Annotated in this window: 22 protein-coding genes; 16 read left to right on the forward strand and 6 right to left on the reverse strand. The window is 71.9% G+C overall.

Translation table 11 applies throughout. The features are described 5' to 3' along the window. Window positions 1-155: 155 nt before the first annotated feature. The 3 genes from ACIBI4_RS27555 to ACIBI4_RS27565 are packed head-to-tail and all read left to right on the forward strand — an operon-like array spanning window position 156 to window position 3,124. Entirely contained in the window at window positions 156-1,013 is an 858-nt protein-coding gene (locus ACIBI4_RS27555) for a MaoC/PaaZ C-terminal domain-containing protein (protein ID WP_399206765.1), read from the forward strand. 50 nt (window positions 1,014-1,063) lie between these two features. Then, entirely contained in the window at window positions 1,064-2,140 is a 1,077-nt protein-coding gene (locus ACIBI4_RS27560; protein WP_399206766.1) for a Zn-dependent alcohol dehydrogenase, read from the forward strand. Between the two features lie 42 nt (window positions 2,141-2,182). Continuing rightward, window positions 2,183-3,124, forward strand: a complete 942-nt coding sequence (locus tag ACIBI4_RS27565) for a 3-oxoacyl-ACP reductase (protein WP_399206767.1) — start codon at window positions 2,183-2,185, stop codon at window positions 3,122-3,124. An 86-nt stretch (window positions 3,125-3,210) separates the two neighbouring features. Here ACIBI4_RS27565 and ACIBI4_RS27570 read toward each other — a convergent pair whose 3' ends face one another. Beyond that, complete coding sequence (locus ACIBI4_RS27570; protein WP_399206768.1) at window positions 3,211-4,395, reverse strand: hypothetical protein; 1,185 nt, start codon at window positions 4,393-4,395, stop codon at window positions 3,211-3,213. A gap of 215 nt (window positions 4,396-4,610) precedes the next feature. On the opposite strand from ACIBI4_RS27570, the gene ACIBI4_RS27575 reads away from it, so the two are divergent. The 4 genes from ACIBI4_RS27575 (at window position 4,611) to ACIBI4_RS27590 (ending at window position 8,642) form a co-directional block, all read left to right on the forward strand. Continuing rightward, a complete protein-coding gene (locus ACIBI4_RS27575) occupies window positions 4,611-5,648 on the forward strand; it encodes an ABC transporter substrate-binding protein (RefSeq protein ID WP_399206769.1) in 1,038 nt (345 codons plus the stop codon). A 166-nt stretch (window positions 5,649-5,814) separates the two neighbouring features. Continuing rightward, a complete protein-coding gene (locus ACIBI4_RS27580) occupies window positions 5,815-6,666 on the forward strand; it encodes a Nif3-like dinuclear metal center hexameric protein (protein ID WP_399206770.1) in 852 nt (283 codons plus the stop codon). Next, complete coding sequence (locus tag ACIBI4_RS27585; RefSeq protein WP_399206926.1) at window positions 6,663-7,406, forward strand: zinc ribbon domain-containing protein; 744 nt, start codon at window positions 6,663-6,665, stop codon at window positions 7,404-7,406. Before ACIBI4_RS27580 ends, ACIBI4_RS27585 begins: the two co-directional genes overlap by 4 nt. A gap of 12 nt (window positions 7,407-7,418) precedes the next feature. Further along, complete coding sequence (locus ACIBI4_RS27590; RefSeq protein ID WP_399206771.1) at window positions 7,419-8,642, forward strand: bifunctional RNase H/acid phosphatase; 1,224 nt, start codon at window positions 7,419-7,421, stop codon at window positions 8,640-8,642. 24 nt (window positions 8,643-8,666) lie between these two features. On the opposite strand, the gene ACIBI4_RS27595 is transcribed toward ACIBI4_RS27590, so the two are convergent. Together ACIBI4_RS27595 and yaaA are read right to left on the reverse strand one after the other, a co-directional pair. Next, window positions 8,667-9,287, reverse strand: a complete 621-nt coding sequence (locus tag ACIBI4_RS27595; RefSeq protein ID WP_399206772.1) for a bifunctional 4-hydroxy-2-oxoglutarate aldolase/2-dehydro-3-deoxy-phosphogluconate aldolase — start codon at window positions 9,285-9,287, stop codon at window positions 8,667-8,669. Window positions 9,288-9,365: 78 nt separating this feature from the next. After that, window positions 9,366-10,166, reverse strand: coding sequence for a peroxide stress protein YaaA (gene yaaA, locus ACIBI4_RS27600; protein ID WP_399206773.1), 801 nt, complete (start codon window positions 10,164-10,166; stop codon window positions 9,366-9,368). A gap of 120 nt (window positions 10,167-10,286) precedes the next feature. Here yaaA and ACIBI4_RS27605 point away from each other — a divergent pair, with 120 nt between their 5' ends. Then, a complete protein-coding gene (locus ACIBI4_RS27605; RefSeq protein WP_399206774.1) occupies window positions 10,287-11,732 on the forward strand; it encodes an RNB domain-containing ribonuclease in 1,446 nt (481 codons plus the stop codon). On the opposite strand, the gene ACIBI4_RS27610 is transcribed toward ACIBI4_RS27605, so the two are convergent. Together ACIBI4_RS27610 and ACIBI4_RS27615 are read right to left on the reverse strand one after the other, a co-directional pair. Next, entirely contained in the window at window positions 11,683-12,357 is a 675-nt protein-coding gene (locus ACIBI4_RS27610; RefSeq protein WP_399206775.1) for a hypothetical protein, read from the reverse strand. The genes ACIBI4_RS27605 and ACIBI4_RS27610 overlap by 50 nt on opposite strands. Next, on the reverse strand, window positions 12,354-13,136 hold the full coding sequence (locus tag ACIBI4_RS27615; RefSeq protein ID WP_399206776.1) for a MerR family transcriptional regulator: 783 nt from the start codon (window positions 13,134-13,136) through the stop codon (window positions 12,354-12,356). Before ACIBI4_RS27615 ends, ACIBI4_RS27610 begins: the two co-directional genes overlap by 4 nt. A gap of 135 nt (window positions 13,137-13,271) precedes the next feature. Here ACIBI4_RS27615 and ACIBI4_RS27620 point away from each other — a divergent pair, with 135 nt between their 5' ends. The 6 genes from ACIBI4_RS27620 to ACIBI4_RS27645 all read left to right on the forward strand — a co-directional run bounded on the left by ACIBI4_RS27620 (window position 13,272) and on the right by ACIBI4_RS27645 (window position 18,849). Beyond that, a complete protein-coding gene (locus tag ACIBI4_RS27620; protein ID WP_399206777.1) occupies window positions 13,272-13,703 on the forward strand; it encodes a DUF4260 family protein in 432 nt (143 codons plus the stop codon). Next, the gene (locus tag ACIBI4_RS27625) at window positions 13,696-14,220 is read left to right on the forward strand and encodes a TetR/AcrR family transcriptional regulator (RefSeq protein WP_399206778.1); all 525 of its coding nucleotides are present in this window, start codon (window positions 13,696-13,698) and stop codon (window positions 14,218-14,220) included. The genes ACIBI4_RS27620 and ACIBI4_RS27625 overlap by 8 nt, the downstream gene beginning before the upstream one ends. Window positions 14,221-14,342: 122 nt before the next feature. After that, a complete protein-coding gene (locus ACIBI4_RS27630) occupies window positions 14,343-16,709 on the forward strand; it encodes a PQQ-binding-like beta-propeller repeat protein (protein WP_399206779.1) in 2,367 nt (788 codons plus the stop codon). A gap of 1 nt (window position 16,710) precedes the next feature. Next, the gene (locus tag ACIBI4_RS27635) at window positions 16,711-16,887 is read left to right on the forward strand and encodes a hypothetical protein (RefSeq protein ID WP_399206780.1); all 177 of its coding nucleotides are present in this window, start codon (window positions 16,711-16,713) and stop codon (window positions 16,885-16,887) included. A 133-nt stretch (window positions 16,888-17,020) separates the two neighbouring features. Beyond that, window positions 17,021-18,103 (forward strand): hypothetical protein, encoded by a 1,083-nt coding sequence (locus tag ACIBI4_RS27640; RefSeq protein WP_399206781.1) that lies wholly within the window; start codon window positions 17,021-17,023, stop codon window positions 18,101-18,103. Continuing rightward, window positions 18,100-18,849 carry a hypothetical protein gene (locus ACIBI4_RS27645; protein ID WP_399206782.1) on the forward strand — a complete coding sequence of 250 codons (750 nt, stop codon included), beginning with the start codon at window positions 18,100-18,102 and terminating at the stop codon, window positions 18,847-18,849. The genes ACIBI4_RS27640 and ACIBI4_RS27645 overlap by 4 nt, the downstream gene beginning before the upstream one ends. On the opposite strand, the gene ACIBI4_RS27650 is transcribed toward ACIBI4_RS27645, so the two are convergent. After that, the gene (locus ACIBI4_RS27650; protein ID WP_399206783.1) at window positions 18,802-19,863 is read right to left on the reverse strand and encodes a PucR family transcriptional regulator; all 1,062 of its coding nucleotides are present in this window, start codon (window positions 19,861-19,863) and stop codon (window positions 18,802-18,804) included. The genes ACIBI4_RS27645 and ACIBI4_RS27650 overlap by 48 nt on opposite strands. Window positions 19,864-20,049: 186 nt before the next feature. Here ACIBI4_RS27650 and ACIBI4_RS27655 point away from each other — a divergent pair, with 186 nt between their 5' ends. Next, window positions 20,050-20,190 carry a hypothetical protein gene (locus ACIBI4_RS27655; protein WP_399206785.1) on the forward strand — a complete coding sequence of 47 codons (141 nt, stop codon included), beginning with the start codon at window positions 20,050-20,052 and terminating at the stop codon, window positions 20,188-20,190. A gap of 134 nt (window positions 20,191-20,324) precedes the next feature. Then, complete coding sequence (locus ACIBI4_RS27660; protein WP_399206786.1) at window positions 20,325-22,394, forward strand: SPFH domain-containing protein; 2,070 nt, start codon at window positions 20,325-20,327, stop codon at window positions 22,392-22,394. The last annotated feature ends 161 nt before the right edge of the window (window positions 22,395-22,555 follow it).

Here is a 22,555-nt window from a genome sequence, read left to right on the forward strand (position 1 = left end):
TCTAGAACGGGCCCTTCCGGACCCGGTCGGAACGCCTCGCGGCCGGTCCGATGCGACCTCGGTGCGGCCGACGGTGCGGACGGCCGCACCGAGGTCTTCCACGTGCGTGATCCGCACAGCTCACGCACATGAACGACCCAAGGAGCAGCGTCCCCATGCCCATTGATGCCGCAAAGGCCGTCTCCGCCGAGCCGCGCAGCACCGACCTGACCTGGGACCACAAGGACATCCAGCTCTACCACCTGGGTCTCGGCGCGGGAGTCCCGGCGACCGACCCCGACGAGCTGCGCTACACCCTCGAATCCAAGCTGCAGGTCCTGCCGAGCTTCGCCACGGTGGCCGGCGGCGGCATGGCCGCCGCGGGCGGACTCTCGGCGCCCGGCATCGACGTCAACCTCGCGGCCGTCCTGCACGGCGGCCAGACCGTCACCCTGCACCGCCCGATCCCCGTCCAGGGCAAGGCGGTCCAGACCTCGACGATCCCGGCCGTGTACGACAAGGGCAAGGCCGCCGTGATCGTGATGCGCTCCGACGTGTCCGACGACGAGGGCCCGCTGTGGACCTGCGACACCCAGATCTTCGTCCGCGGCGAGGGCGGCTTCGGCGGCGAACGCGGCCCCTCCAACCGCCTCGACCTGCCCGACCGCGCCCCCGACAAGACCGTCGAGAAGACCATCCGCGAGGACCAGGCCCTGCTCTACCGCCTGTCCGGCGACTGGAACCCGCTGCACGCCGACCCCGAGTTCGCCAAGCTGGCCGGCTTCGACAAGCCGATCCTGCACGGCCTGTGCTCGTACGGGATGACCCTGAAGGCCGTCGTCGACAGCCTCCTCGACGGGGACGTCACCCGCGTCCGCTCGTACACCACCCGCTTTGCCGGCGTCGTCTTCCCCGGCGAGACCCTCCGTATCCGCATCTGGCAGCTCGCGGACGGCAAGGCGCAGGTGTCGGTGACAGCGGCCGAACGCGACGACGCTCCCGTGCTGGCCGACACCGTGGTCGAGCACTCCTGAACCCTGTTCCACCTCCTCTTCCCGCACCGCATCCGACAAGGAGCCGCACCATGCGCGCAGCCGTACTGCACGAGATCGGCCAGGACAAGCTGGAAGTGCTCGACGACTTCGAGACCACCGGCTTCGGCCCCGGCAAGGTGAAGATCCGGATGCGGGCCACCGGCCTGTGCCACTCGGACCTGTCCGCGATGAGCGGTGTGCTGCCCCAGCCCGGACCGTTCATCCCGGGGCACGAGGGCGCCGGCGAGATCCTCGAGGTCGGCGAGGGCGTCACCCACGTCAAGCCCGGCGACCGCGTCCTGGTGTGCTGGCTGCCCGCGTGCGGGGAGTGCCCGTCGTGCAAGCGAGGCCAGACGCAGCTGTGTCTGGCCGGGTTCATGAACGCGGGCGTGCCCAACTACAAGCGGGCCGGCGGCGATGTCTTCGGCTTCGCGGGCACCGGCACCTTCGCCGAGGAGACCGTCGTCGCCGCGGGCTGCGCCGTGCCGATCCCCGACGACGTGCCCTTCGATGTGGCCGCGCTCATCGGCTGCGGTGTCACCACCGGCCTCGGCGCCGCCCTCAACACCGCCAATGTGGAAGCCGGTTCGTCGGTCGCCGTCATCGGCTGCGGCGGCGTCGGCATCTCCGCGATCCAGGGCGCCAAGCTCAAGGGCGCCGCCGAGATCGTGGCCGTGGACCCGGTGGAGTCGCGGCGCGAGGCCGCCCTCAAGTTCGGCGCCACCAAGGCGATCTCGCCCGACGAGCTCGACGACGCCAAGCAGAACGTCACCGGCGGCGAGGGCTTCGACTACGTCTTCGAGGTCGTCGGCAAGTCCGCGACCGCCCGCAAGGCGTACGAGACCACCCGCCGCGGCGGCAGCCTCATCGTGGTCGGCGCGGGCGCGCTCGACGATTTCCTGCAGTTCAACATGTTCGAGCTGTTCTTCGACGAGAAGAAGATCCTGCCGTCCATGTACGGCGGCGGTGACGTGATCGCCTCGTACGAGCGGGCCATCGCCCTGTGGCGCGCGGGCCGTATCGACCTCGAAGGGCTGATCACGCACCGCGTGCAGCTCAGCGAGATCAATGAGGCCATCGAGCAGATGCGCACCGGTGTGGCGCTGCGCACCTGCATCGAGATCTGAGACCGGGCACCAGGTACACAGGCACATCCGAGAGGACCCTTGATGTCACAGCCACTTGCCGGACTGTCCGCGATCGTCACCGGAGCCGGACGCGGCCTCGGCCGGGCCGAGGCCCTGGAGCTGGCGCGGCTCGGCGCGAGCGTCGTGGTCAACGACTACGGGCAGCCGGGCCGGGACGGCTCCGGCGAGGCCTCCGCGACCCCCGCGGAGGAGGTCGCGGCCGAGATACGGGCGGCGGGCGGCCAGGCCGTCGCGCACCTCGGTGACGTGTCCGACCACGAGCAGGCGCGGCAGCTCGTGCAGTTGGCGGTCGACGAGTTCGGCAAGCTGGACATCCTCGTCAACAACGCGGGCATCCTGCGCGACCGCATGGTCTTCTCGATGTCCGAGGACGAGTGGGACTCGGTGATCCGCGTCCACCTCAAGGGCCACTTCAACACCACGCACTTCGCGTCCGTGCACTGGCGCGAACGGTCGAAGGCGGCCGGCGGCCCGGTCTACGGGCGGATCGTCAACACCTCGTCCGAGGCCTTCCTCGCGGGCTCGGCGGGCCAGCCCAACTACGCCGCCGCGAAGGGCGGCATCGTCGGCCTGACCACGTCGACCGCGCTCGCGCTCGGCAAGTACGGCGTCACGGCGAACGCCATCTGCCCGCGTGCCAGGACCCGGATGACCGAGGACGTCTTCGCCGGCTTCCAGGAGCCGACGGACGGCGCGCTCGACAAGCTGGCGCCCGAGCACGTGGCCCCGCTCGTCGGCTACCTCGCCTCACCGGCCGCCGCGCAGGTCAACGGGCAGCTGCTCGTGGTGCACGGCGGGATCGTCGCGATCGTCGAACGGCCCAAGGTGGCGGCGAAGTTCGACACCGCGAAGGAGGCGTTCACGTACGAGGAGCTCGACGAGTGCCTCACGGGGTGGTACGCGGACCGTCCGGCGGGTCAGACCTTCGCGGCGTCGGAAGTGCTGGGTCTCAAGCACGGCTGAGACGGATCGTTCGTACGTGGAGGGCCGACCGGGTTGCGTTCCGGTCGGCCCTCGCGTGCGCCGGGCAGGCGCCGGGCGGGGCCCTCTCAGCGCGCCGCCAACCGACCGGTGAGCTGCGCCTGTTGCAGCGAAACAGGCCGTGGCGCCGCCGGGGCCAGGGCCGCCGCGTCGGCCGGCGCCGTGAGCGGCTCCAGGACGCGGGGCTCGTCCGGGGGCGGCGGGGTGACGCGGGCCAGGCCGCACGGGGTGTCGTCGGTGACGTACGGCAGCAGCAGCTCCTGATCCGGGGACCACAGGCCGCAGCCGAGCCACCCGTACGGCGCGGGCAGCAGCTGCGTGCGGCGCTGCCGCGGCGACCAGACGCCCAGCCACGAACCCCCGTCCGCCGTCCCCGGCGCTCCGTCCGCCGCCTCGATCCGGAGCGCCACCGTGCAGGCCTCGGGGGCGAGCATCTGGCCGGGCTGCAGGGCCAGCGGTGTCACCACGCAGTCCTCCAGGCACAGCGCCTCCGGGAAGCGGACCGGGAGTGTGGAGCCCAACTGGCCCCAGCCGAGCCGCTCGTGGCCGGGCGCGTCGGAGCGGACGAGGATGACACCGCTGCCGGGGTCGGCGAGCAGCAGCCGGTCGTCGGAGTCGTCGCCGATCTGGAGCAGCGGTGAGACCTCACCCCCGCGCTCCAGATCGACGGCGACCGTCCTGGTGCGCCCGTCCAGCGTGCGGTCGAGCGCCAGCATCCGGCCCGTACGGTCCAGCCACACCCCGCCCGAGCAGCGGCCCGGCACCTGCGCGACAAGCTCGGGCCCGAACGCGCCCCCCGCCACCAGCCACACGGAACTCGACCGCTCGCCGGGCGCGAGCGCGTAGGCGCAACTGCCGCTGGGTGACGGCGGCAGCAGCGTCAGATCGGCCGTCTCGACGGCGCCGAGCTGCAGCTGCCCCGTGCCCGGACCGGTCGGGTAGAGCAGCGAGAACAGATGGCGGCCGTCCACGGCGCGGCGCACGAGCACCCGCCCGTCGGCCAGCGGCAGCACTTCGGTGCCGGGCTCCTCCGGCTGGTCGAGCGGGAGCGGCACCGCGTACGGCTCGGGGCCGTCCAGACTCCAGCGCTCGGGGCACCACACCTCGCCGTACGGGGCGAGACGCGCGGCATAGGAACCGTCGGCTGCGATCGTGAACCCCGGACGCGGCGCGTCCTGCGCGCCGCCGTGACCCGCCGTACCGCCGCCACGTTCCGTGGGGTCCTCCGTGGTACGCGCCGTCATCGTCGTCATCCAGCCTCCACCTCCGCAGCGAAAGCTAGTTTTCGTACGCGCTGGCGTGGGACGCGCCGCCGCGCGCTTCACACCAAAGGGTGGCGATGTCCTGATTCGCCTGAGGGCGAGGGGGGTCGTGTGCACCCCGGTATACCGGTTGCGTAAGGTGAGGGTTACCTAAGCAAAACCTGTGTGCGTATGACCCCTGCGCACGCCTGCCTTCTGGAGCGCCGATGTCCCTTCGCCGCCGCGGCACCGCCGCCGCAGCCCTCGCCGTAGCCGCCGCGCTGACCCTGGGCGCCTGCTCCGCCGACAGCGGGGACGGCGGCAAGGAGAAGTCGGAGAACGGCTCGGGCAGCAAGAAGGTCGCGACCGGCGGCGAGGACTTCGCGAAGGCCGCCGAGGAGACCGCGAAGATGGGCACGGACGCCAAGCCCGGCGAGTACCCGCGCACCCTCACCCACGCCCTCGGCAAGACCGAGCTGAAGGCGCAGCCCAAGCGCGTCGTGGTGCTCGACGTCGGCGAGCTCGACAACGTCGTCTCGCTCGGCATCAAGCCCGTCGGCTACGCCCCCACCGAGGGCGACGACGGCATCCCCGAGTACCTGAGCAAGGCCGCCGGCAGCCCCAAGAACGTCGGCACCATCAACTCGCTCAACCTGGAGGCCATCGCGGGCCTCAAGCCGGACCTGATCCTCGGCTCGCAGCTGCGCGCGGAGAAGCTCTACCCGCAGCTCTCGAAGATCGCCCCGACCGTGTTCTCCATCCGCCCGGGCTTCACCTGGAAGGAGAACTACCTCCTCAACGCCACCGCCCTCGACAAGCGGGCCGAGGCCGAGGAGAAGATCGCGGCGTACGAGAAGGAGGCGAAGGACCTCGGCGCGGAGCTCGGCGACAAGAAGCCGACCGTCACGATGCTCCGCTACATGCCGGACCGCATCCGCCTCTACGCGAAGGCCTCGTTCATCGGCACGATCCTCGAGGACGTCGGCGTCCCGCGCCCGAAGAACCAGCAGATCAACGACCTCGCCACGGAGATCAGCCCCGAGAAGATCGACGACGCCGACGCGGACTGGATCTTCACGGGCGTCTACGGCGACGTCAACAAGACCAAGCGCGACACCGCCGAGGACAACCCGCTCTGGAAGAAGCTCGGCGCGGTGAAGAACGGCCAGGCCAAGGACGTCCCGGACGAGACCTGGTACCTGGGCCTCGGCGTGACGGCGGCGCACGAGGTGCTCGACGACCTGCGCGGCTACCTCGTCAAGTAGCGGCTCCTCGTCAAGCAACGGTCGCGCCGAGCGAGTCCGGACGGCGGGCGTTCCCTTCGGGGAGCGCCCGCCGTTCTACGGTGCTCCGCCCCGAGCCCCCGCCCATCCCGCCGGCGTCCTCCCCGCAGGGGGCCGACACCGCCGCTCCCCAGGTAGCATCGCTGCCGTGCCCCGCCTCACCGAAGTCCTCTCCGCCCTCGACGCCCTCTGGCCCCCGGACCGCGCCGAGTCCTGGGACGCCGTCGGTACGGTCTGCGGGGATCCGGACGCCGAGGTGGGACGGGTCCTGTTCGCCGTCGACCCCGTGCAGGAGATCGTCGACGAGGCCGTGGGACTGGGCGCCGACCTGCTCGTCACGCACCACCCGCTCTACCTGCGCGGGACGACGACCGTCGCGGCCTCCCACTTCAAGGGCCGCGTCGTCCACGACCTGATCAAGAACGACATCGCGCTGCACGTCGCCCACACCAACGCGGACACCGCCGACCCCGGCGTCTCCGACGCCCTTGCCGGCGCCCTCGACCTGCGCGTCCTGCGGCCGCTGGTCCCCGATGCGTCGGACCCGTCCGGGCGCCGGGGCCTCGGCCGGATCTGCGAACTGCCGCACCCCATGCCGCTGAGCGAGTTCGCCGCGTACGCGGCCAAGCGCCTGCCCGCCACCGCGCAGGGCATCCGCGCCGCCGGCGACCCGGCGACGCTCATCACCACGGCCGCCGTCAGTGGCGGCTCCGGCGACAGCCTCTTCCCGTACGTACGCGAGGCGGGCGTCGACGCCTTCCTCACCGCCGATCTGCGGCACCACCCGGCCTCCGAGGCCGTGCAGCAGACCGGGCTCGCGCTGCTCGACGCCGCGCACTGGGCCACCGAGTGGCCCTGGTGCGAACTGGCCGCGGCGCAGCTCGACGAGATCTCGGACCGTCACGGCTGGGGCCTTCGGGTCCACGTCTCGAAGACGGTCACCGACCCCTGGACCGCCCACGCGGCCACCACCACCACGACAGCAGGAGCCCCCAACTGAACGCCGCGCCCGCCGACCAGATCCGACTCCTCGACGTCCAGGCCCTCGACGTCCGCCTGTCGCAGCTCGCGCACAAGCGCAAGGCGCTGCCCGAGCACGCCGAGATCGAGTCGCTGACCAAGGACCACGCGCAGCTGCGCGACCTGCTCGTCGCCGCGACGACCGAGGAGGGCGACTGCGCCCGCGAGCAGACCAAGGCCGAGCAGGACGTGGACCAGGTGCGCCAGCGCGCCGTCCGCGACCAGCAGCGCCTGGACTCCGGCGCGGTCACCTCGCCGAAGGACCTGGAGAACCTGCAGCGCGAGATCGCCTCGCTCGCCAAGCGCCAGGGCGACCTGGAGGACGTGGTCCTCGAGGTCATGGAGCGCCGCGAGTCCGCGCAGGAGCGCGTGGGCGAGCTGACCGAGCGGGTCGGTTCGGTGCAGGGCAAGGTCGACGACGCCACGGCCCGCCGTGACGCCGCGTTCGAGCAGATCGACGGCGAGAGGGCCACGGTCACCAAGGAGCGCGAGGTCGTCGCCGGTTCCGTACCGGCCGATCTCCTGAAGCTCTACGACAAGCTGCGCGAGAAGGAGGGCGGCGTCGGTGCGGCCCGTCTCTTCCAGCGCCGCTGCGAGGGCTGCCGTCTGGAGCTCAACATCACGGAGCTCAACGAGGTGCGGGCCGCGGCGCCCGACGCGATCGTGCGCTGCGAGAACTGCCGCAGGATTCTCGTCCGTACGTCGGAGTCCGGGCTGTAAAGGCTCCTCGCGATGCGCTTTGTGGTCGAGGCGGACGGCGGGTCCCGGGGCAACCCGGGGCCCGCGGGCTATGGCGCGGTCGTCATCGACGGCGACAGCGGTGAAGTGCTCGCGGAGCGCGCCGAGTTCATCGGCGTCGCGACCAATAATGTGGCCGAGTACCGCGGCCTGATCGCGGGCCTGCGTGCGGCCCACGCCCTGGACCCGGCGGGCACGGTCGCGGTCCGGATGGACTCCAAGCTCGTGGTCGAGCAGATGTCGGGCCGCTGGAAGATCAAGCACCCGGACATGAAGCCGCTCGCGGCCGAGGCCCGCTCGGTGTTCCCGCCCGATGCGGTGACGTACGAGTGGATCCCCCGCGAGGAGAACAAGCACGCGGACCGCCTGGCGAACGAGGCGATGGACGCGGGCAAGCGGGGGGAACAGTGGGATCCGTCGGGTTCGACGGCGGAGCTGGATGCCCGGGCGGCGCGCAATGTTGCGAGTGAGCCGGGGGCGGCTGTGGCGTCGGCGTTGTCAGTGGGGGCCGATAGCCTGAAAGGGGCTCGGCCCCCGGGCGGGAGGGGACTGTCCGGCGCACCGGCGGCCCCCGGCTGGTCCGCCCCCGATCTCGGCGCCCCCGCCACCCTCGTCCTCCTGCGGCACGGTGAGACGGCGCTCACGCCCCAGAAGCGGTTCTCCGGGAGCGGCGGCAGTGATCCCGCGCTCTCCGATATCGGGCTCGCGCAGGCCGAGCGCGTCGCCGCGGCCCTCGCCGCGCGCGGCACGATCGAGGCGGTCGTCTCCTCACCGCTGACCCGCTGCCGCCAGACCGCCTCGGCCGTCGCGGCCCGGCTCGGTCTCGACGTCCACATCGACGAGGGCCTGCGCGAAACGGACTTCGGCGCTTTCGAGGGGCTCACCTTCGGCGAGGCCAAGGAGCGCTTCCCGGCCGAGCTCGACGCCTGGCTCGCCTCGCCCGACACCGCGCCCCCGGGCGGCGAGTCCTTCGCCGAGGTGGCCGTGCGGGTCGCCGAGGCGCGGGACCGGCTCGTCGAGCGGTACGCGGGCCGTACGGTCCTGCTCGTCACCCATGTCACCCCGGTCAAGACGCTGGTCCGTCTCGCCCTGGGCGCCCCGCCCGAGTCCCTGTTCCGGATGGAGCTCTCGGCGGCCTCGCTCTCCGCCATCGCGTACTACCGCGACGGCAACGCGAGCGTGCGGCTCTTCAACGACACGGCCCATCTGCGCCCGTAGTACGAAGGCGGCACCGCGGGCGGCTCACCGCAGCGCGGCCGCCTCCCGCGCCAGCTTCTCCACCCGCGCCCAGTCCTTGGCGGCGACGGCGTCCGCCGGGAGCATCCAACTGCCGCCCACGCAGCCGACGTTGGCCAGTGCGAGGTAGCTCGGTGCGGAGGCGGGGGTGATGCCGCCCGTCGGGCAGAAGCGGGCCTGGGGGAGCGGCGCGCCGAGGGACTTCAGATACGCGGTGCCGCCGGCGGCCTCGGCCGGGAAGAACTTCATCTCGCGCACCCCGCGTTCGAGCAGCGCCACGACCTCGGACGTCGTCGAGACCCCCGGCAGGAACGGCACCCCGGACGCCTTCATCGCGTCCAGCAGCGCATCCGTCCACCCCGGGCTGACCAGGAACCGCGCCCCGGCGGCCACCGACTCCTCGACGCCCCGCGCCGAGATCACCGTGCCCGCGCCGACCACCGCGTCCGGCACCGCCTCGGCGATGGCGCGGATCGCGTCGAGGGCGACGGGCGTCCGCAGCGTGACCTCGATCGCGGGCAGCCCGCCGGCGACGAGGGCCTGGGCGAGCGGCACGGCGTCGGCGAGGTCCTCGATGACGACGACGGGGACGACGGGGGCGAGATCGAGCACGGAGTCGGAAGGCATGCGCTCATCCTGCCGCCCCGCCGCACTCTGCGCAAAGCGCGTTGCGCAGGGTGCAACCACCCGGGGGAGGGTGGCCCTTCAGTGAATCTCCGTCACCACCACATCGAGCGCCCAGGCCCGCCCCGCCCGCCCCGGAGCCTCCGCCTCGACCACGTACCCGAGGTCCCGCAGCACCGTCACCAGCTCACCCGGCCCGGCAGGCTTGGCGCCGGCCATCAGGAGGTCCCGTACGAGACGGCCCTTGGTCGCCTTGTTGAAATGGCTGACGACCGAGCGCTTCTCGACACCGTTCACCATCTGCGCGTGCAGCACCCGCACGGTCGCCGTCCGCTCCGCGAGCTCGCCCTTGGGCTTCCAGGCGTTCGCGTACGCCGACGAGCGCAGGTCGAGCACCAGACCGTCGCCCGCCGCCTCGGGCAGCGCCTCGGCCATCGGCCCGCGCCAGTACGCGCCGAGCGCACCGAGCCCGGGCAGCTTGACGCCCATCGAGCAGCGGTAGGAGGGGATGCGGTCGTTGATCCGGACGGCGCCCCACAGCCCCGAGAACACGAGCAGCGCCTTCGTCGCGCGCCGCTTGGCCACCGCGTCCAGCGTCGCCAGACCCAGCGCGTCGTAGAGGACGCCGGTGTAGATGTCCCCGGCCGGGCGCGCGCCCGCCACGCGCAGCTCCGTGTTCTTCGCGATCTCGCCGCGCAGCCCCTCGCTGAGGCCGAGCACCTCGCGTGCCTTCTCCTCGTCGGTCACGCACAGCTCGACCAGCTCGTCGAGCACGGCCGCGCGCGCCTCGGCGAGGCCCGGCAGGGAGAGCGACTCGGGCTTGAGCGGGGCGCCACGGCCCGAGTCGGCCTTACCCTCGGACGGCGGCAACAGCACGAGCACGATCGAACTCCTTTTGCGGTACGAGGCGGGGGTGCGGCCCCGCTGCAGGGTACCCAGCGCGCGGGCCCCGACGGCGACGACCGCCGCGCGCACCGCCCGCCCCCGCCCTACGCTCGGTGCATGCCCCGCCGCCAGATGCATGTGACCGGCGCAGCGGAGGCCCCTCTGCGGGCCGCGTTGCGCGAACTGCGGACGCGCCTGGAGGTGCCGGCGGACTTCCCGGCCGACGTGCTCGCGGAGGCCGCCGAGGTCGTCAAGTCGCCGGATCTGAGCGGCCACCGGGACGCCACCGACGTGCCGTTCTTCACGATCGACCCGCCCACGTCCCGTGACCTGGACCAGGCGATGTTCCTGGAGCGGCGCGACGGCGGCGGCTTCCGTGTGCGGTACGCCATCGCCGACGTCGCCGCCTGGGTCACGCCCGGCGGCGCGCTCGACCGCGAGGCGCACGCCCGCGTGACCACGCTCTACTTTCCCGACGAGAAGGTCCCGCTGCACCCGGCGTCCCTCTCCGAGGGCGCCGCGAGCCTGCTGCCCGACCAGGACTGCCCGGCCCTCCTGTGGACCATCGACCTCGACGCGGACGGGCTCGCCGTCGCGACGGACGTCCACCGCGCCCTCGTCCGCAGCCGCGCCAAGCTCGACTACGACGGGGTGCAGCGGGCCATCGACAGCGGCACCGCCGAGGAGCCGCTCTCGCTGCTCGAGGAGATCGGGCTGCTGCGCGACCGCCAGGAGATCGCCCGCGGCGGCATCTCGCTGAACGTCCCCGAGCAGGAGATCGTCGAGCGGCCCGACGGCTACCACCTGGAGTACCGTGCCCCGCTGCCCGCCGACGGCTGGAACGCCCATATCTCCCTGCTCACCGGCGCCGTCGCCGCGGACCTCATGGTCGAGCACGGCACCGGCATCCTGCGCACCCTGCCCGCCGCACCGCAGGGCGCGGTCGGCCGGCTGCGCCGCTGCGCGAAGGCCCTCGGGGTCGACTGGCCGCACCACGTCTCGTACGCCGACGTCGTCCGCGGCCTCGACCCGCACAACAGCAACCACGCCGCGTTCCTGCAGGAGTGCACGGCGCTGCTGCGCGGCGCGGGCTACACGGCCTTCACCGGCGGAGTGCTCCCCGACCCCCGGATCCACGCGGCCGTCGCCGACGAGTACACGCACTGCACCGCACCCCTGCGCCGCCTCGTCGACCGCTACGCGGGCGAGATCTGCGTCGCCGCGGTCGCCGGGCAGGAGCCGCCCGAGTGGGTGCTCACCGCCCTCGACGCGCTGCCGCAGGAGATGGCCGACGGCAGCCGGCGCGCCAACGGTGTCGAGCGCGAGTGCGTCGACATCGTCGAGGCCGCGCTGCTCAAGGACCGGGTCGGCGAGATCTTCGACGCGTACGTGGTCGATGTGAAGGAGCACCAGCCGGCCGTCGGGACCGTGCACCTGGAGGAGCCCGCCGTGGTCGCCCGGATCGAGGGCGGCGAGGCCGATCTGCCGCTGGGGGAGCGGCTGCGGGTGCGCCTCACGCAAGCGGATCCGGGGCAGGCGAAGGTGCAGTTCGCGCCTGCGTGACCCCGCTCCGGCTCCCGTTCCCGGCGCCCTTCTTGAGCGCGGCCACGAGCGCCGCCGGGTCGTCCGCGTTGAAGCGGATCGTCCGCGCCTGCCCGGTCCTGCCCAACGGGCGGACGAAGGCGACCGGTTCGGCCAGCTCCACCGTCACCGTCGTCTGCCCGCCGATGATCACGTCGAGGAGGCCGTCGTCGTCCAGCTGGAAGTGCTTGCCTCCGGGGTAGCGGCGCTCCACGCGTACGGTACGCAGGTTCTCGGGCCGGATCCGCAGGTCGAACAGAGCCCCGTAGCGCAGCCTCAGCGAACCGTCCGCCTCCGCCACGTGCGGGCGGGTCACGCACGCCGCGTGGAACGCGAGGATCTGCAGCACTCCGTACACATCGATGAAGGTCACCATCGCGTGCACCGTCGGCCACGGGATCAGGAACGCGAGGACGACGGTCTCCACGACCGCCACGAACAGGAACCCGAAGATCAGCGCGGTCTGCGCCTGCGTGTACCCGGCGCCGAGCGCCCCGGGCCCGACCTCGTGACGCCGCCGCGTGAGCCACAGCCAGAGGCTGCGGAAGGCCTTGAACTCATGGACGGTGAGCCGCTTGAGCACCCGCCACCAGTTGCTGTTCCTCATGGCGTACCCCCTCCTCGCAGCATCAGCGCCGCGATGAACCGCTCGATCACGGCGGCCTGCGCCGGCGCGAAATCGTCGAGCATGGCCTGTCCGTACGGGTGCTCCCGGCTCGCCTCGCCCACGCCCGCTCCCGCGAACAGGGCGAGCAGCGGGTCCGGTACGGCCGCGGCGAACTCCTCGGCCAGCGGACCGATCCGCGGATCGTCCGCCGCCGAGTGCTCCAGGTCGTCGAGCCGCTCGTACAACGTGTGGACCCGGGCGGTCAGTTCGGGGTCCTCGGCGAGCGGGCGCAGCGCGGCGAGCAGCCGGTCGCGTTCCTCGGACGGTGCCATCGAGTCGATCAGCGTCAGATGCTCGCGGTCCTTGGCGGCGCTGCGCGAAGCGGTCGGCGCGAAGGCGCCGAGCAGCTCCGCGAGCCCCGGTGACACCGGGCCCTCGGCGGGCAGCGTCCCCGCCCGCGCCTGGTCGAGCAGGACCCGCAGCCGCGCCCGCCGCTCCTCGATCCGGGCTGCCTGCCGCGCGAGGTCCTCGTCCAGTTCCTCCAGGACCTCGGTGAGCTCGCGCCCTTCGTCGTCGGCGAGCACATCGCGTACCTCGGGGAGGCCGAGCCCCAGCTCGGTCAGCCGCCGGATCCGCGCGAGGGCCACGGCGTGCCGTACGCCGTAGTCGCGGTAGCCGTTGGGCAGCCGCTCGGGTTCGGGCAGCAGCCCCAGATGGTGGTAGTGCCGCACGGCGCGCGGGGTGACCCCGGCGAGTGCGGCGATCTCGCCGATTCGCATGGGATCAGTAGAAACCCTGACGCTGCGGCAAGGTCAAGCGGTGCGGATCCCGGAACCTTGACGGCTAACGTCGTTAGCCTTACTGTTGTGGCTAACAAGGTTAGCCATCCGGTCCTCGCTCCGAAGGGAACAGCCATGAGCACCGCGATCTCGACCCCCACTCCCACCTCCACCCCTTCCCGCCCCCTGAGCACCAAACTCCGCCGCGCCGCCTGGCTCGCCGGAGCGCTCTTCTGGACGGCGTTCGCGATCGTGGAGGGTGTCAACCACGGCTGGCTCGCGGCCGGCGTCGCCTTCGCCTTCCTCCTCGCCCCGGACTTCGCGCTCTTCATCGACGTCCAGGGCTCCGCGAAGATGCCCCGCGGCGGCCTCTCGCCCCGCGCCGTCCCGTACTACAACTGGGCGCACCGGGCGCTGGTCCCCTTCGGCCTGATGCTCGTGTTCCCGTTCCTGCCGGTGGACGCGCCCGCACTCTTCGCGGGCCTGTGCGGCTGGCTCGCCCACATCTCGTACGATCGCGCCTTCGGCTACGGACTGCGGACGAAGGAAGGGTTCCAGCGTGCCTGAGGGCAACCCCACCGACCGGCTCACCCCCCGCAAGCGCGAGATCGTGACCGAGGCGCGCGCGATTCTGGAGGAGCACGGCCCCACGGCGCTCACCATGCGCGCCCTCGCCGACCGCCTCGGCATCAAGGCGCCCTCGCTCTACAAGCACTTCCCCGACAAGGCGGCCCTGGAGCTGGAGCTGATCGTGCTCAGCTTCCAGGAGATCGCCGACACCCTGGAGAAGGCCGACGGCTCCCTGGCCACGCTCCTGCAGGCCTACCGCGACTACGCCCTCGCCCACCCCCACCTCTACCGCCTCAACACGGACCGCCCGCTCCCGCGCGCGTCCCTGCCCGAGGGCCTCGAAGCCCGCGCGTCCGCCCCGCTCCTGCGCGTCTGCGGCGGTGATGCCGACACCGCCCGCGCAGCCTGGGCGTTCGCGCACGGGATGGTGATCCTGCAGCTCAACGACCGGTTTCCGGCCGATGCGGAACTCGCACGGGCGTGGGAGACCGGCGCGGACGCCTTCGAGGGCTGAGACGCGGTTTGGTGTCATTCCTTGACAGCGGTGCTCCGCGCCCCCCTAGCCTGCCTGCTCAGGGGAATCGGGGGATACCACTCATGGCTCGACGTACGCGTCTTCGTCATTTGCGTTTTCGTATGGCTGTCATTCTCGGCCTGTTGTGCGCGCTGCTCGCGAGCGCCGCCTGCACGGGTGGCGACGGCGGGAAGGACGGGCAGGGGGAGCGGCGGGCGGCCGCGCAGCCGCCGAAGGTGAAGAAGCTCTGGGAGCTGCCCGTCCCAGGATCCGTGGGCAGCAGCAGGGTCCTCTGGACCGGCCGGGACACCGTCGTGCTGCACGACAAGGAGCGGACCGAGGGGTACGACGCCAGGACGGGCGACAAGCGCTGGACCCTGCGGCTCCCCAAGGGGATGAGCGCCGTCTGCGGCGCCTCCGAGCAGGCGAACGCGGCCGGGCTCGGCGCGCTGTACTTCACCGACGGGAAGAAGGAAGGCTGCAATTACGCGGGAGTCGTCGACCTCGCGGACGGCCGCGTGCAGTGGTCCCGCTCCATCGGCCGGTCGAACGAGGGCATCAGCGGCAACAAGATCAGCATCGGCGACGACGCGGTCACCGTCACGGTGTACTGCAACGGCGTCGAGCAGTTCCGGGTGAGCGACGGCAAACCGCTCGGCTCACGCCTCAAGGGCGACAAGGCCTGTGCGCACGACGTGTCGCTCACCGGACGTCATCTCGCCGTCAAGGAAGACCCGGTGGGCCAGGCGAAGGAGCTGGTACCCGGCTGGATCCACGCGGAGGACGGCGCCCCGGCGAGCTTCGCGCTCTACGAAGGCGCCGCCACCAAGCCGCTGTGGCGCACCAAGGCCCGGAAGATCGGGGACGAACTGCACGGCATCGTCTCGGACGACCCGCTGATCCTCGACATCAGCCGCGCGGGCCACCGGCTGCTCCAGACGTACGACGCCGACGGAAAGCCCGTGCAGACCATCGGCAAGCGCCTGAGTCAGATCGGCACCCTGGCCGAGCCGGTCACGGCAGGCCCGTTCATCCAGGGGAACACGCTGGTCATCGGCTATCAAAGGGACCCCGCCCTGTACGCGTACGACCTGGACACCGGCAAGGTGCGCTGGCAGAAGCGGCAGGACGAGGCGCATCTGATCGGGGTCCGGAAGGACCGGCTGCTTGCCGCACGCCAGGTCACCGGCCCCGGGCAGCAACCGGTGTGGTGGCTGGTGTCGTTCGGTATGAGCGACGGCAAGGAGCGCACGATCGGCCGGATCGCGGAGAGCCGGGTGCAAGCGCAGTTCACGGCCGCCTGGGACGACGAACGGATCTATCTCAGCCGCATGTCCGACTCGACGGGCTCCAGCATCGTCGCCTACCCGCTGCCGCCCTCCGGAGGTGAGCGGCGTACGTACGACCCCGAGGCGTTCTCGAAGCCCGGAGCGGAGGCGAAACCGGCCTGGCGCAAGGGGGATCTGCGGCCGGACGAGGTCGCCACCGCGTGCGAGGCGGTCTCCCCTCAGGCACAGCGCGCGATCGGGACGTACCGCAAGGGGATGCCGCCGCCCGTCGACTGCACATGGCAGGAGCGGAACGCGCCCCGGCACGCGGAGCGCACGCTGGAGGTGCGGGTGCGGGCGTACTCGCCCGACGCGCCGGACCCCTCGGGCACGACCGCCCGCAAACCCGCGTCGGCGGTCGCCTTGGCACGCAAGGCCTACGACGAGGCCGGGCGCGGCACGATCGAGAACGAGGACAAGGACGACGAGGCGTTCGTGGACGGACACCGGCTCGAAGGTCTCGGCGACGAGGCGAAGTCGGCCGCGTTCGGCACGGTTCAGGGGTCCCGGAAGACCGGGGCCGACGTCATGGTCCGTCACCGCAACGTGATCGTGCGCGTGAAGGCGCGAACCGAGGTGGGACTGTCGACGGTGTGGGGTGAGGTGCCGCCCCGCCACCAGGTGGAGGCCGCCGCGCAGCGGGCGGCCGCCGATGTGGTCGAGCGGCTCGACGGCCGGATCCCCGAGCGCGCCGGGCCGCCCCAGGGCGGCACCACGACGGAGGTCGAGCCCGTGTGCGCGCGGCTGCGTTCGCAGGGGGCGGCGCTCGTGCCGGGCGCGAAGGTCATCGACACCACACCCGGGCGCGCCGACGGCCGGGCCGCCGGCTGCGAGTGGGAGACGGACGACTATGCGCCGGAACTGACGGTCCGCGTGGTGGCGATACCCGACTCACCGCTGACCGGTGAGAGCGCACAGGACAGGGCCGAGTCCGAGATCGCCGAGGCGGAGGGCCGGAAGGTCCGGGGCCTCGGCGACGAGGGCCGCCTGGAACGCGACACGTTCCGCGGCGAGACCTCGGTCAGCCGCACCCACAGCCTGACCCTCCGCAAGGAGAACCTGATCGTGTACGTGTCCCTCCAACGCTGGCACGACCCCTCCGCGTCCCAACTCGACACGGACGTACGGCGGGTGGCTCAGCGCATCCTGGACCAGTACTGACATGCGTTCCGCCGGATCCGTACTCCTCCTGTACGGGGCGATGATCGTCGTCAGCTCGACGGGGCTCCTGACCGCACTGACCCACGGCCAGTGGATCTACGCGGTGATCAACGCCGTGCTCGTCCTGTTCTTCGCCCGCCTCACCGCGACGGAGCGGAGCAAGCGCCGCCCGCAGTGACGTGGGGTGCAGCGCCGACGGGCCGTGCGCCCTGTGCGAGGATCGCGCCGGTACGGGTGAGACAGCGGGGGTTTTCGTGGGGGATCGGGCGATACGGCACCGTAAGTGGCTGTGGAGCGTGGGGTGTTCCGCCGTGGTCCTGGTCATCGTCGGGTTCGCGGTCCGCGCGCCGGTCAAGGAGTGGTGGCTGGCGCGGGAGGCGTGTGGCGGGATGCTGCCGGGCGCTGACGTCGAGGCGGTGCGGTCCGGGGAGCGGCTCGGGTCCGAGGAGGAGACCTCCGATGAGCGGACCGGCGCGTACCACTGCGCGTTGCGCAACGACGAGGGCAAGGTCATCGTGGCCGTCAACGCGTTCCCGCCCGGGTCCGCTCAGCGCGAGGAGCTGCGGTTCGTCGGATCCGCGGTGCCGCCGCACGCCGTACTGCCGGGCGGTCTGCCGGGCTTCGAGGCGCAGAACAGCCGCGTCCTGCTCCGGCCCGAGTGCCCCGGCCTCCCCGGGGATCCGCTCGGCGCGAACCGCAGGCTCCTGGTCGACACCTGGACCTACTTCGCCGAGAGCCGCGCGGAGAAGGCCGCGATGCTGCGCCTCGCCGTGACGATGACGAACAGGATGGCGGACAAGCTCGGCTGCGACGCCGAGCCGCTGCCCGCGCCGAAGAAGGGCGCGGTCCCCGACACCGGCAGCATCGTGCCGCGCGCCCGCGCGCAGGGCACCGCGTGCGATGTGCTCGCCACCCGCAGCGTTCCGGAGGAAGGACGCGACGGCGAGGTGCGGATCGCGATCGCACGGGGCGGAATCGTCGGGCGGTGCACGCTGTACGCACCGCGCACCGAGGACTCCTTCGGGGAGAAGCGCCTGGGCCGTCCGCTGGTCGAACTCACCACGTGGCGCGGCGAATGGAGCCCGGCCCTCCACGAGCCGGGCTCGGGCCCCGGCCCCCTGCCGATGTCCGGCAGGACCTGGAAGCCGGCCCTGACCGAGCACCGGGCCTGGGCCGTCGCCCGCTGCGACGGCGAGAACACGGGCTTCGCCGCGCACTGGGGCTACGACAACCGCACGTCGGCCGAACGCGAGGCGGACGGCCCGTACGAACCGCCGACCGCCGCGGAGAAGCACCGGCAACGGGTGCAACTGCGGGAGTACGTGGCCGCGTTCGCCGAGGACGAGGTGCGGCGGGAACAGTGCACGGGGCTGAAGCTTCCGGACGTCCCGTGAGCGCCGGCGTCGCGCAGTGGTGGGGCCGCGCGGACCTCGACGGCAGACCGTCGCGCAGGCTGCTGCTCACGGGTGCCACGGCGGGCCTGCTCGCCACCGGACTCGTCGCCGCGAGCGTGGCGGCGGGTCTGCTGACCGGCCACCGAGGGCTGGGCTCGGGCGCCGCCACGGTGCTGGTCGTGGGCACCGCCCTGAGCCTGCTCACGATGCGCGCGGGCCACGCCTTCGTCCTCGCGGCCGTCGGCCTGGGCCTGGCCCTGTCCTGGCTGGGCTCCTCGGCCGGGGCCCAACTGGTCCTGGTCGTACGGGGTGAACAGCGCACGGTGGAGATCACCGAGGTCCACGTCAAGCACTACGAGTCCCGCAACTACAGCTCGTACAGCTGCTCGGTCGCACTGCTCGACGGCACCCCCGTTCAGGCTCGGGCAGGCTGTGACGCGACCACACAGGTGGGCGATCTGACCCCCATGGTGTTCGACGCGGCCGGTGTGGTCGAGCCGACGGACCAACCCCTGCCCCGCTCACCGGCCGACCCCCTCGTCTCCGTCGTCGGCCTCACATCGGCTTTCGCGGCGGCGGTCTGCGCGGCCGTGGTGAGCGCGCGGCCCTGGGATCCGCGGCGTACACGAACCACCCCGCGGTGGGCGAACACCCCTGATCCGGCGGCGTGGGCGCGTTCGGCGCCCCCGGCGCCCGGTTCAGCCCGCCGCGCCCGGCCACCCGAGCAGTCGCGCCCCGATGACTGACGTCTGCAAGGTGTAGCGGTGTGTGGGATTGCCGGGGTCGTAACCGGTCAGTGAGTGGATCCGTTCGAGGCGGTACGTCATGGCGCGCACACTCAGGCTCAGCCGGCGTGCCGCCTCGGCGGCGACGCAACCGCTGTCGAAGTACGCGGTCAGTGTGTCGATGAGGGGCTGGGCGCCACCGCGTGCCTGGTCGAGCGGGCCGAGCGCGCTGTCGACCAGGTCGGTCAGGGCCTGCCGGTCGCGGGCGAGAACGGGGTAGACCAGCAGGTCGGCCGCGTACAGAACCGGTCCGTCGAGCTCCATGCGCTCGGCGAGATCGAGAGTGCTGAGGGCTTCCTCGTAGGAGTGGACCACGCCGCCGGCGCCCGGGTGGGCGCGGCCGATGCCGACGAGAGCGCCCTCCGTGGCCGCGTACGCCTGCTTGGCGAAGTGCCGCAGCACATCGGTCTGGTCGCCGGGGGCGATGCAGATCAGCCGGTCGTCCTTGGTGGTCAGAAGGATGCTGCGGCTCGCGAAGCGGGCCGTGAGCGCCGCCTCGATCTGCCGGCTCACGGGTGAGCCCTCGGCGTAGGGCTGCGGCCCCTGCGCCACGGCGACCGCGTGCGCGTGGGACAGGAGCAGCCCGAAGCGTTCGGCGCGCTGCGCGAGGCGGCCCAGATCGCTGCGGCCGTACAGCAGGTCGTCGATGAACTCCCGCCGGATGCCCTCCTCCTGACGGATCGCCAGGCGCTGTGCGCGCTCATGTCCCTCCGCGGAGGCGTCCACCGCCTGGGCCACCGCGGCGAGCAGATGCGCGGCCTGTGCGGCGGGCAGCGAGAGACGCAGCTCCTCCGCGGCCGTCAGATGCGCGCGGACCAGCGCCCGCAGACCGAGCCCGGCCTCCGCCGCCTGCTCGCCGCGGGCCCGGTGCGCGTCGAGCTCTTCGCGGGTCAGGCGCCTGCCGGTCGTGCAGGCATCCCTCAAGCACTGGGCATTCTCGGCCAGATACTCCTGAGATATATCAAGCACCGTCATTCCCGCCCTCCTTCCGTATGAGTGCTCCCGGCATTAAAGACGCGTTAAGACTGCCGGTCAACGGCAATGAAGCTGCGCGGGACCTCATGCGATAGTGCCCACGGAGCGGCGCCGAGGGAGTTCCGGTGCCGGATAGCAGCAAGCGCGGTTCCCCGCAGCGGGGAGCGTGAGGGCGAGGAGGGGACCATGAGCGAGCACTTCGGCATCGACGGCGTCATCACCTCCCGCATGCCTCTCGTCTTTCTGACGCGCCGGTCCGCTCTCCCTCCTGACGAACCCGGGGCGGACCGTTCGATGTCCGCCGACCGCACTCGTCGTAGCGCCTGACCTACGTCGTCAGCCTTCCCTCGCGCTGTCCTGCGCGACATTTCCGTGCTCGCATTCCGTGCTCGCGGTCGCGCCGGAGCGCACTGGCGCGTCCCGGCCTTCCTCTTTGCTCGTCTCACCATCGGGGATCTCATATGGATGCCACCACCATGGGCATCGGCTTGTCCGCTGCCGTCGTCCTGCTCGTCGCCGTAGTCGTACTCTTCGCGCTCAGCCGTCTGTTCCGTAAGGTCGAACAGGGCAAGGCGCTGATCGTCTCCAAGCTCCGCAAGGTGGATGTCACCTTCACCGGGCAGGTCGTGCTGCCCGTCCTGCACAAGGCCGAGGTGATGGACATCTCGGTGAAGACCATCGAGATCACCCGGGCCGGCCGCGAGGGTCTGATCTGCCGGGACAACATCCGGGCCGACATCCGGATCTCGTTCTTCGTCAAGGTGAACAAGACCGCCGATGACGTCATCAAGGTCGCGCAGGCCGTCGGCACCGCGCGGGCCAGCGACCGGGACACGCTGCAGGAGCTGTTCCACGCGAAGTTCTCCGAGGCCCTGAAGACCGTCGGCAAGCAGATGGACTTCACGGACCTCTACACCAAGCGCGAAGAACTCCGGTACAAGATCATCGAGTTGATCGGTGTCGACCTCAACGGCTACCACCTCGAGGACGCCGCGATCGACTACCTGGAGCAGACCCCGCTCACGCAGCTCGACCCGGCCAACGTCCTCGACGCCCAGGGCATTCGGAAGATCACCGAGCTGACGGCGGTCGAGCACGTCCGCACCAACGAGGCGCAGCGCCACGAGCAGAAGGAGATCACGCGCCAGGACGTGGACGCCCGCGAGGCGATCCTGGAACTGGAGCGCCGGCAGGCGGACGCGGAGATCAAGCAGCGCCGCGAGATCGAGACCGTACGGGCCCGTGAGGAGGCCGAGACGGCGAAGGTCGTCGAGGAGGAGCGGCTGCGGGCGCAGGCGGCGTTCCTGCGGACCGAGGAGCAGCTCGGCGTGCAGCGTGAGAACCAGGCGCGTGAGGTGGCCGTCGCGGCGAAGAACAAGGAACGCGTCATCGCGATCGAGAACGAGCGGATCGAGAAGGACCGCATGCTCGAAGTGATCGCCCGCGAGCGGGAGACGCAGCTGACCCGGATCGCCGCCGACAAGGAAGTCGAGACGGAGAAGCGGGACATCGCCGAGGTCGTACGGGAGCGGGTCGCCGTGGACCGTACGGTCGCCGAGCAGGAGGAGTCCATCAAGAAGCTGCGGGCCGTGGAGGAGGCCGAGCGGCAGCGGCAGGCCGTCATCATCGCGGCCGAGGCCGAGGCGCAGGAGAAGCTTGTCAAGGACATCAAGGCCGCCGAGGCGGCCGAGGCCGCGGCCGTGCACCGGGCGCAGGAGGAGGTCACGCTCGCCGAGGCACGCGTGAAGGCCGCCGACCTCGAATCCCGTGCCAAGACCCGGCTCGCCGAAGGTATTCAGGCCGAGGCGGCGGCCGAAGGACTCGCCGCCGTGCAGGTCCGCGAGAAGGAAGCGGACGCGATCGAGAAGGCGGGCCGCGCGGAGGCCGAGGCCACCGAGGCGCGGCTGCGTGCGGAGGCCGAGGGGGCCAGGGCGAAGGCGCTGGCCGAGGCGACCGGCATCGGCGAGAAGCTGAAGGCCGAGGCCGAGGGCATCAACCAGAAGGCTGTCGCGATGGCCGCCCTGGACGAGGCCTCCCGCGGGCACGAGGAGTACCGGCTGCGCCTGGAGGCGGAGAAGGACATCCGCCTCGCCGGTCTGGACGTGCAGCGGCAGGTCGCCGAGGCACAGGCCACGGTCCTCGCGACCGGCCTGGAGAGCGCCGACATCAGCATCGTCGGCGGCGAGGCGGTCTTCTTCGACCGCCTCATGTCCTCCATCGCCCTCGGCAAGAGCGTCGACGGGTTCGTGCAGAACTCGCAGACCGCGCAGGCGCTGGCCGGCCCGTGGCTGGACGGTTCGGGTTCGTTCACCGAGGACCTGACCAAGGTGCTCGGGTCGGTGTCCACGGGAGATGTGCAGAACCTGACGGTCTCGGCGCTGCTGATGCAGTTGATGAAGAGCGGCGGCGGCGCGCAGTCCGGGCCGCTCGGTGAACTCCTGGAGAAGGCCGGGCAGTTGGGTCTCGCCGACGTCCCGGTGAGCGAACTCGCCGCCCCGCGGCCTGCCTCGCTCAACGGGAAGGCCACGTAGGTCCTTTACGGACCCAGGTCCGTACAGGACCCCAAGGCTGACCGCCCACCGGGGGAGCGGTCAGGGTGCCGGAGCTGCCGCACGGGGGGCGGCAGCTCCGGCACCTGTGCTGACCGGGCACCAGGCGTCCCACCGCGCCCGTGCCCGTGTTCACCAGGTAC

It is taken from the genome of Streptomyces sp. NPDC050418 (genome assembly GCF_044458745.1).
In the GTDB taxonomy this organism is placed as follows: domain Bacteria; phylum Actinomycetota; class Actinomycetes; order Streptomycetales; family Streptomycetaceae; genus Streptomyces.

What these genes read in the sequence shown, in the direction of transcription:
- ACIBI4_RS27555 (WP_399206765.1), top strand. Translation starts at nt 156, where the DNA reads ATGCCCATTGATGCCGCAAAGGCCGTCTCCGCCGAGCCGCGCAGCACC.
- ACIBI4_RS27560 (WP_399206766.1), top strand. Translation starts at nt 1,064, where the DNA reads ATGCGCGCAGCCGTACTGCACGAGATCGGCCAGGACAAGCTGGAAGTG.
- ACIBI4_RS27565 (WP_399206767.1), top strand. Translation starts at nt 2,183, where the DNA reads ATGTCACAGCCACTTGCCGGACTGTCCGCGATCGTCACCGGAGCCGGA.
- ACIBI4_RS27570 (WP_399206768.1), bottom strand. Translation starts at nt 4,395, where the DNA reads ATGACGACGATGACGGCGCGTACCACGGAGGACCCCACGGAACGTGGC.
- ACIBI4_RS27575 (WP_399206769.1), top strand. Translation starts at nt 4,611, where the DNA reads ATGTCCCTTCGCCGCCGCGGCACCGCCGCCGCAGCCCTCGCCGTAGCC.
- ACIBI4_RS27590 (WP_399206771.1), top strand. Translation starts at nt 7,419, where the DNA reads ATGCGCTTTGTGGTCGAGGCGGACGGCGGGTCCCGGGGCAACCCGGGG.
- ACIBI4_RS27595 (WP_399206772.1), bottom strand. Translation starts at nt 9,287, where the DNA reads ATGCCTTCCGACTCCGTGCTCGATCTCGCCCCCGTCGTCCCCGTCGTC.
- ACIBI4_RS27605 (WP_399206774.1), top strand. Translation starts at nt 10,287, where the DNA reads ATGCCCCGCCGCCAGATGCATGTGACCGGCGCAGCGGAGGCCCCTCTG.
- ACIBI4_RS27610 (WP_399206775.1), bottom strand. Translation starts at nt 12,357, where the DNA reads ATGAGGAACAGCAACTGGTGGCGGGTGCTCAAGCGGCTCACCGTCCAT.
- ACIBI4_RS27615 (WP_399206776.1), bottom strand. Translation starts at nt 13,136, where the DNA reads ATGCGAATCGGCGAGATCGCCGCACTCGCCGGGGTCACCCCGCGCGCC.
- ACIBI4_RS27620 (WP_399206777.1), top strand. Translation starts at nt 13,272, where the DNA reads ATGAGCACCGCGATCTCGACCCCCACTCCCACCTCCACCCCTTCCCGC.
- ACIBI4_RS27630 (WP_399206779.1), top strand. Translation starts at nt 14,343, where the DNA reads ATGGCTGTCATTCTCGGCCTGTTGTGCGCGCTGCTCGCGAGCGCCGCC.
- ACIBI4_RS27635 (WP_399206780.1), top strand. Translation starts at nt 16,711, where the DNA reads ATGCGTTCCGCCGGATCCGTACTCCTCCTGTACGGGGCGATGATCGTC.
- ACIBI4_RS27650 (WP_399206783.1), bottom strand. Translation starts at nt 19,863, where the DNA reads ATGACGGTGCTTGATATATCTCAGGAGTATCTGGCCGAGAATGCCCAG.
- ACIBI4_RS27655 (WP_399206785.1), top strand. Translation starts at nt 20,050, where the DNA reads ATGAGCGAGCACTTCGGCATCGACGGCGTCATCACCTCCCGCATGCCT.
- ACIBI4_RS27660 (WP_399206786.1), top strand. Translation starts at nt 20,325, where the DNA reads ATGGATGCCACCACCATGGGCATCGGCTTGTCCGCTGCCGTCGTCCTG.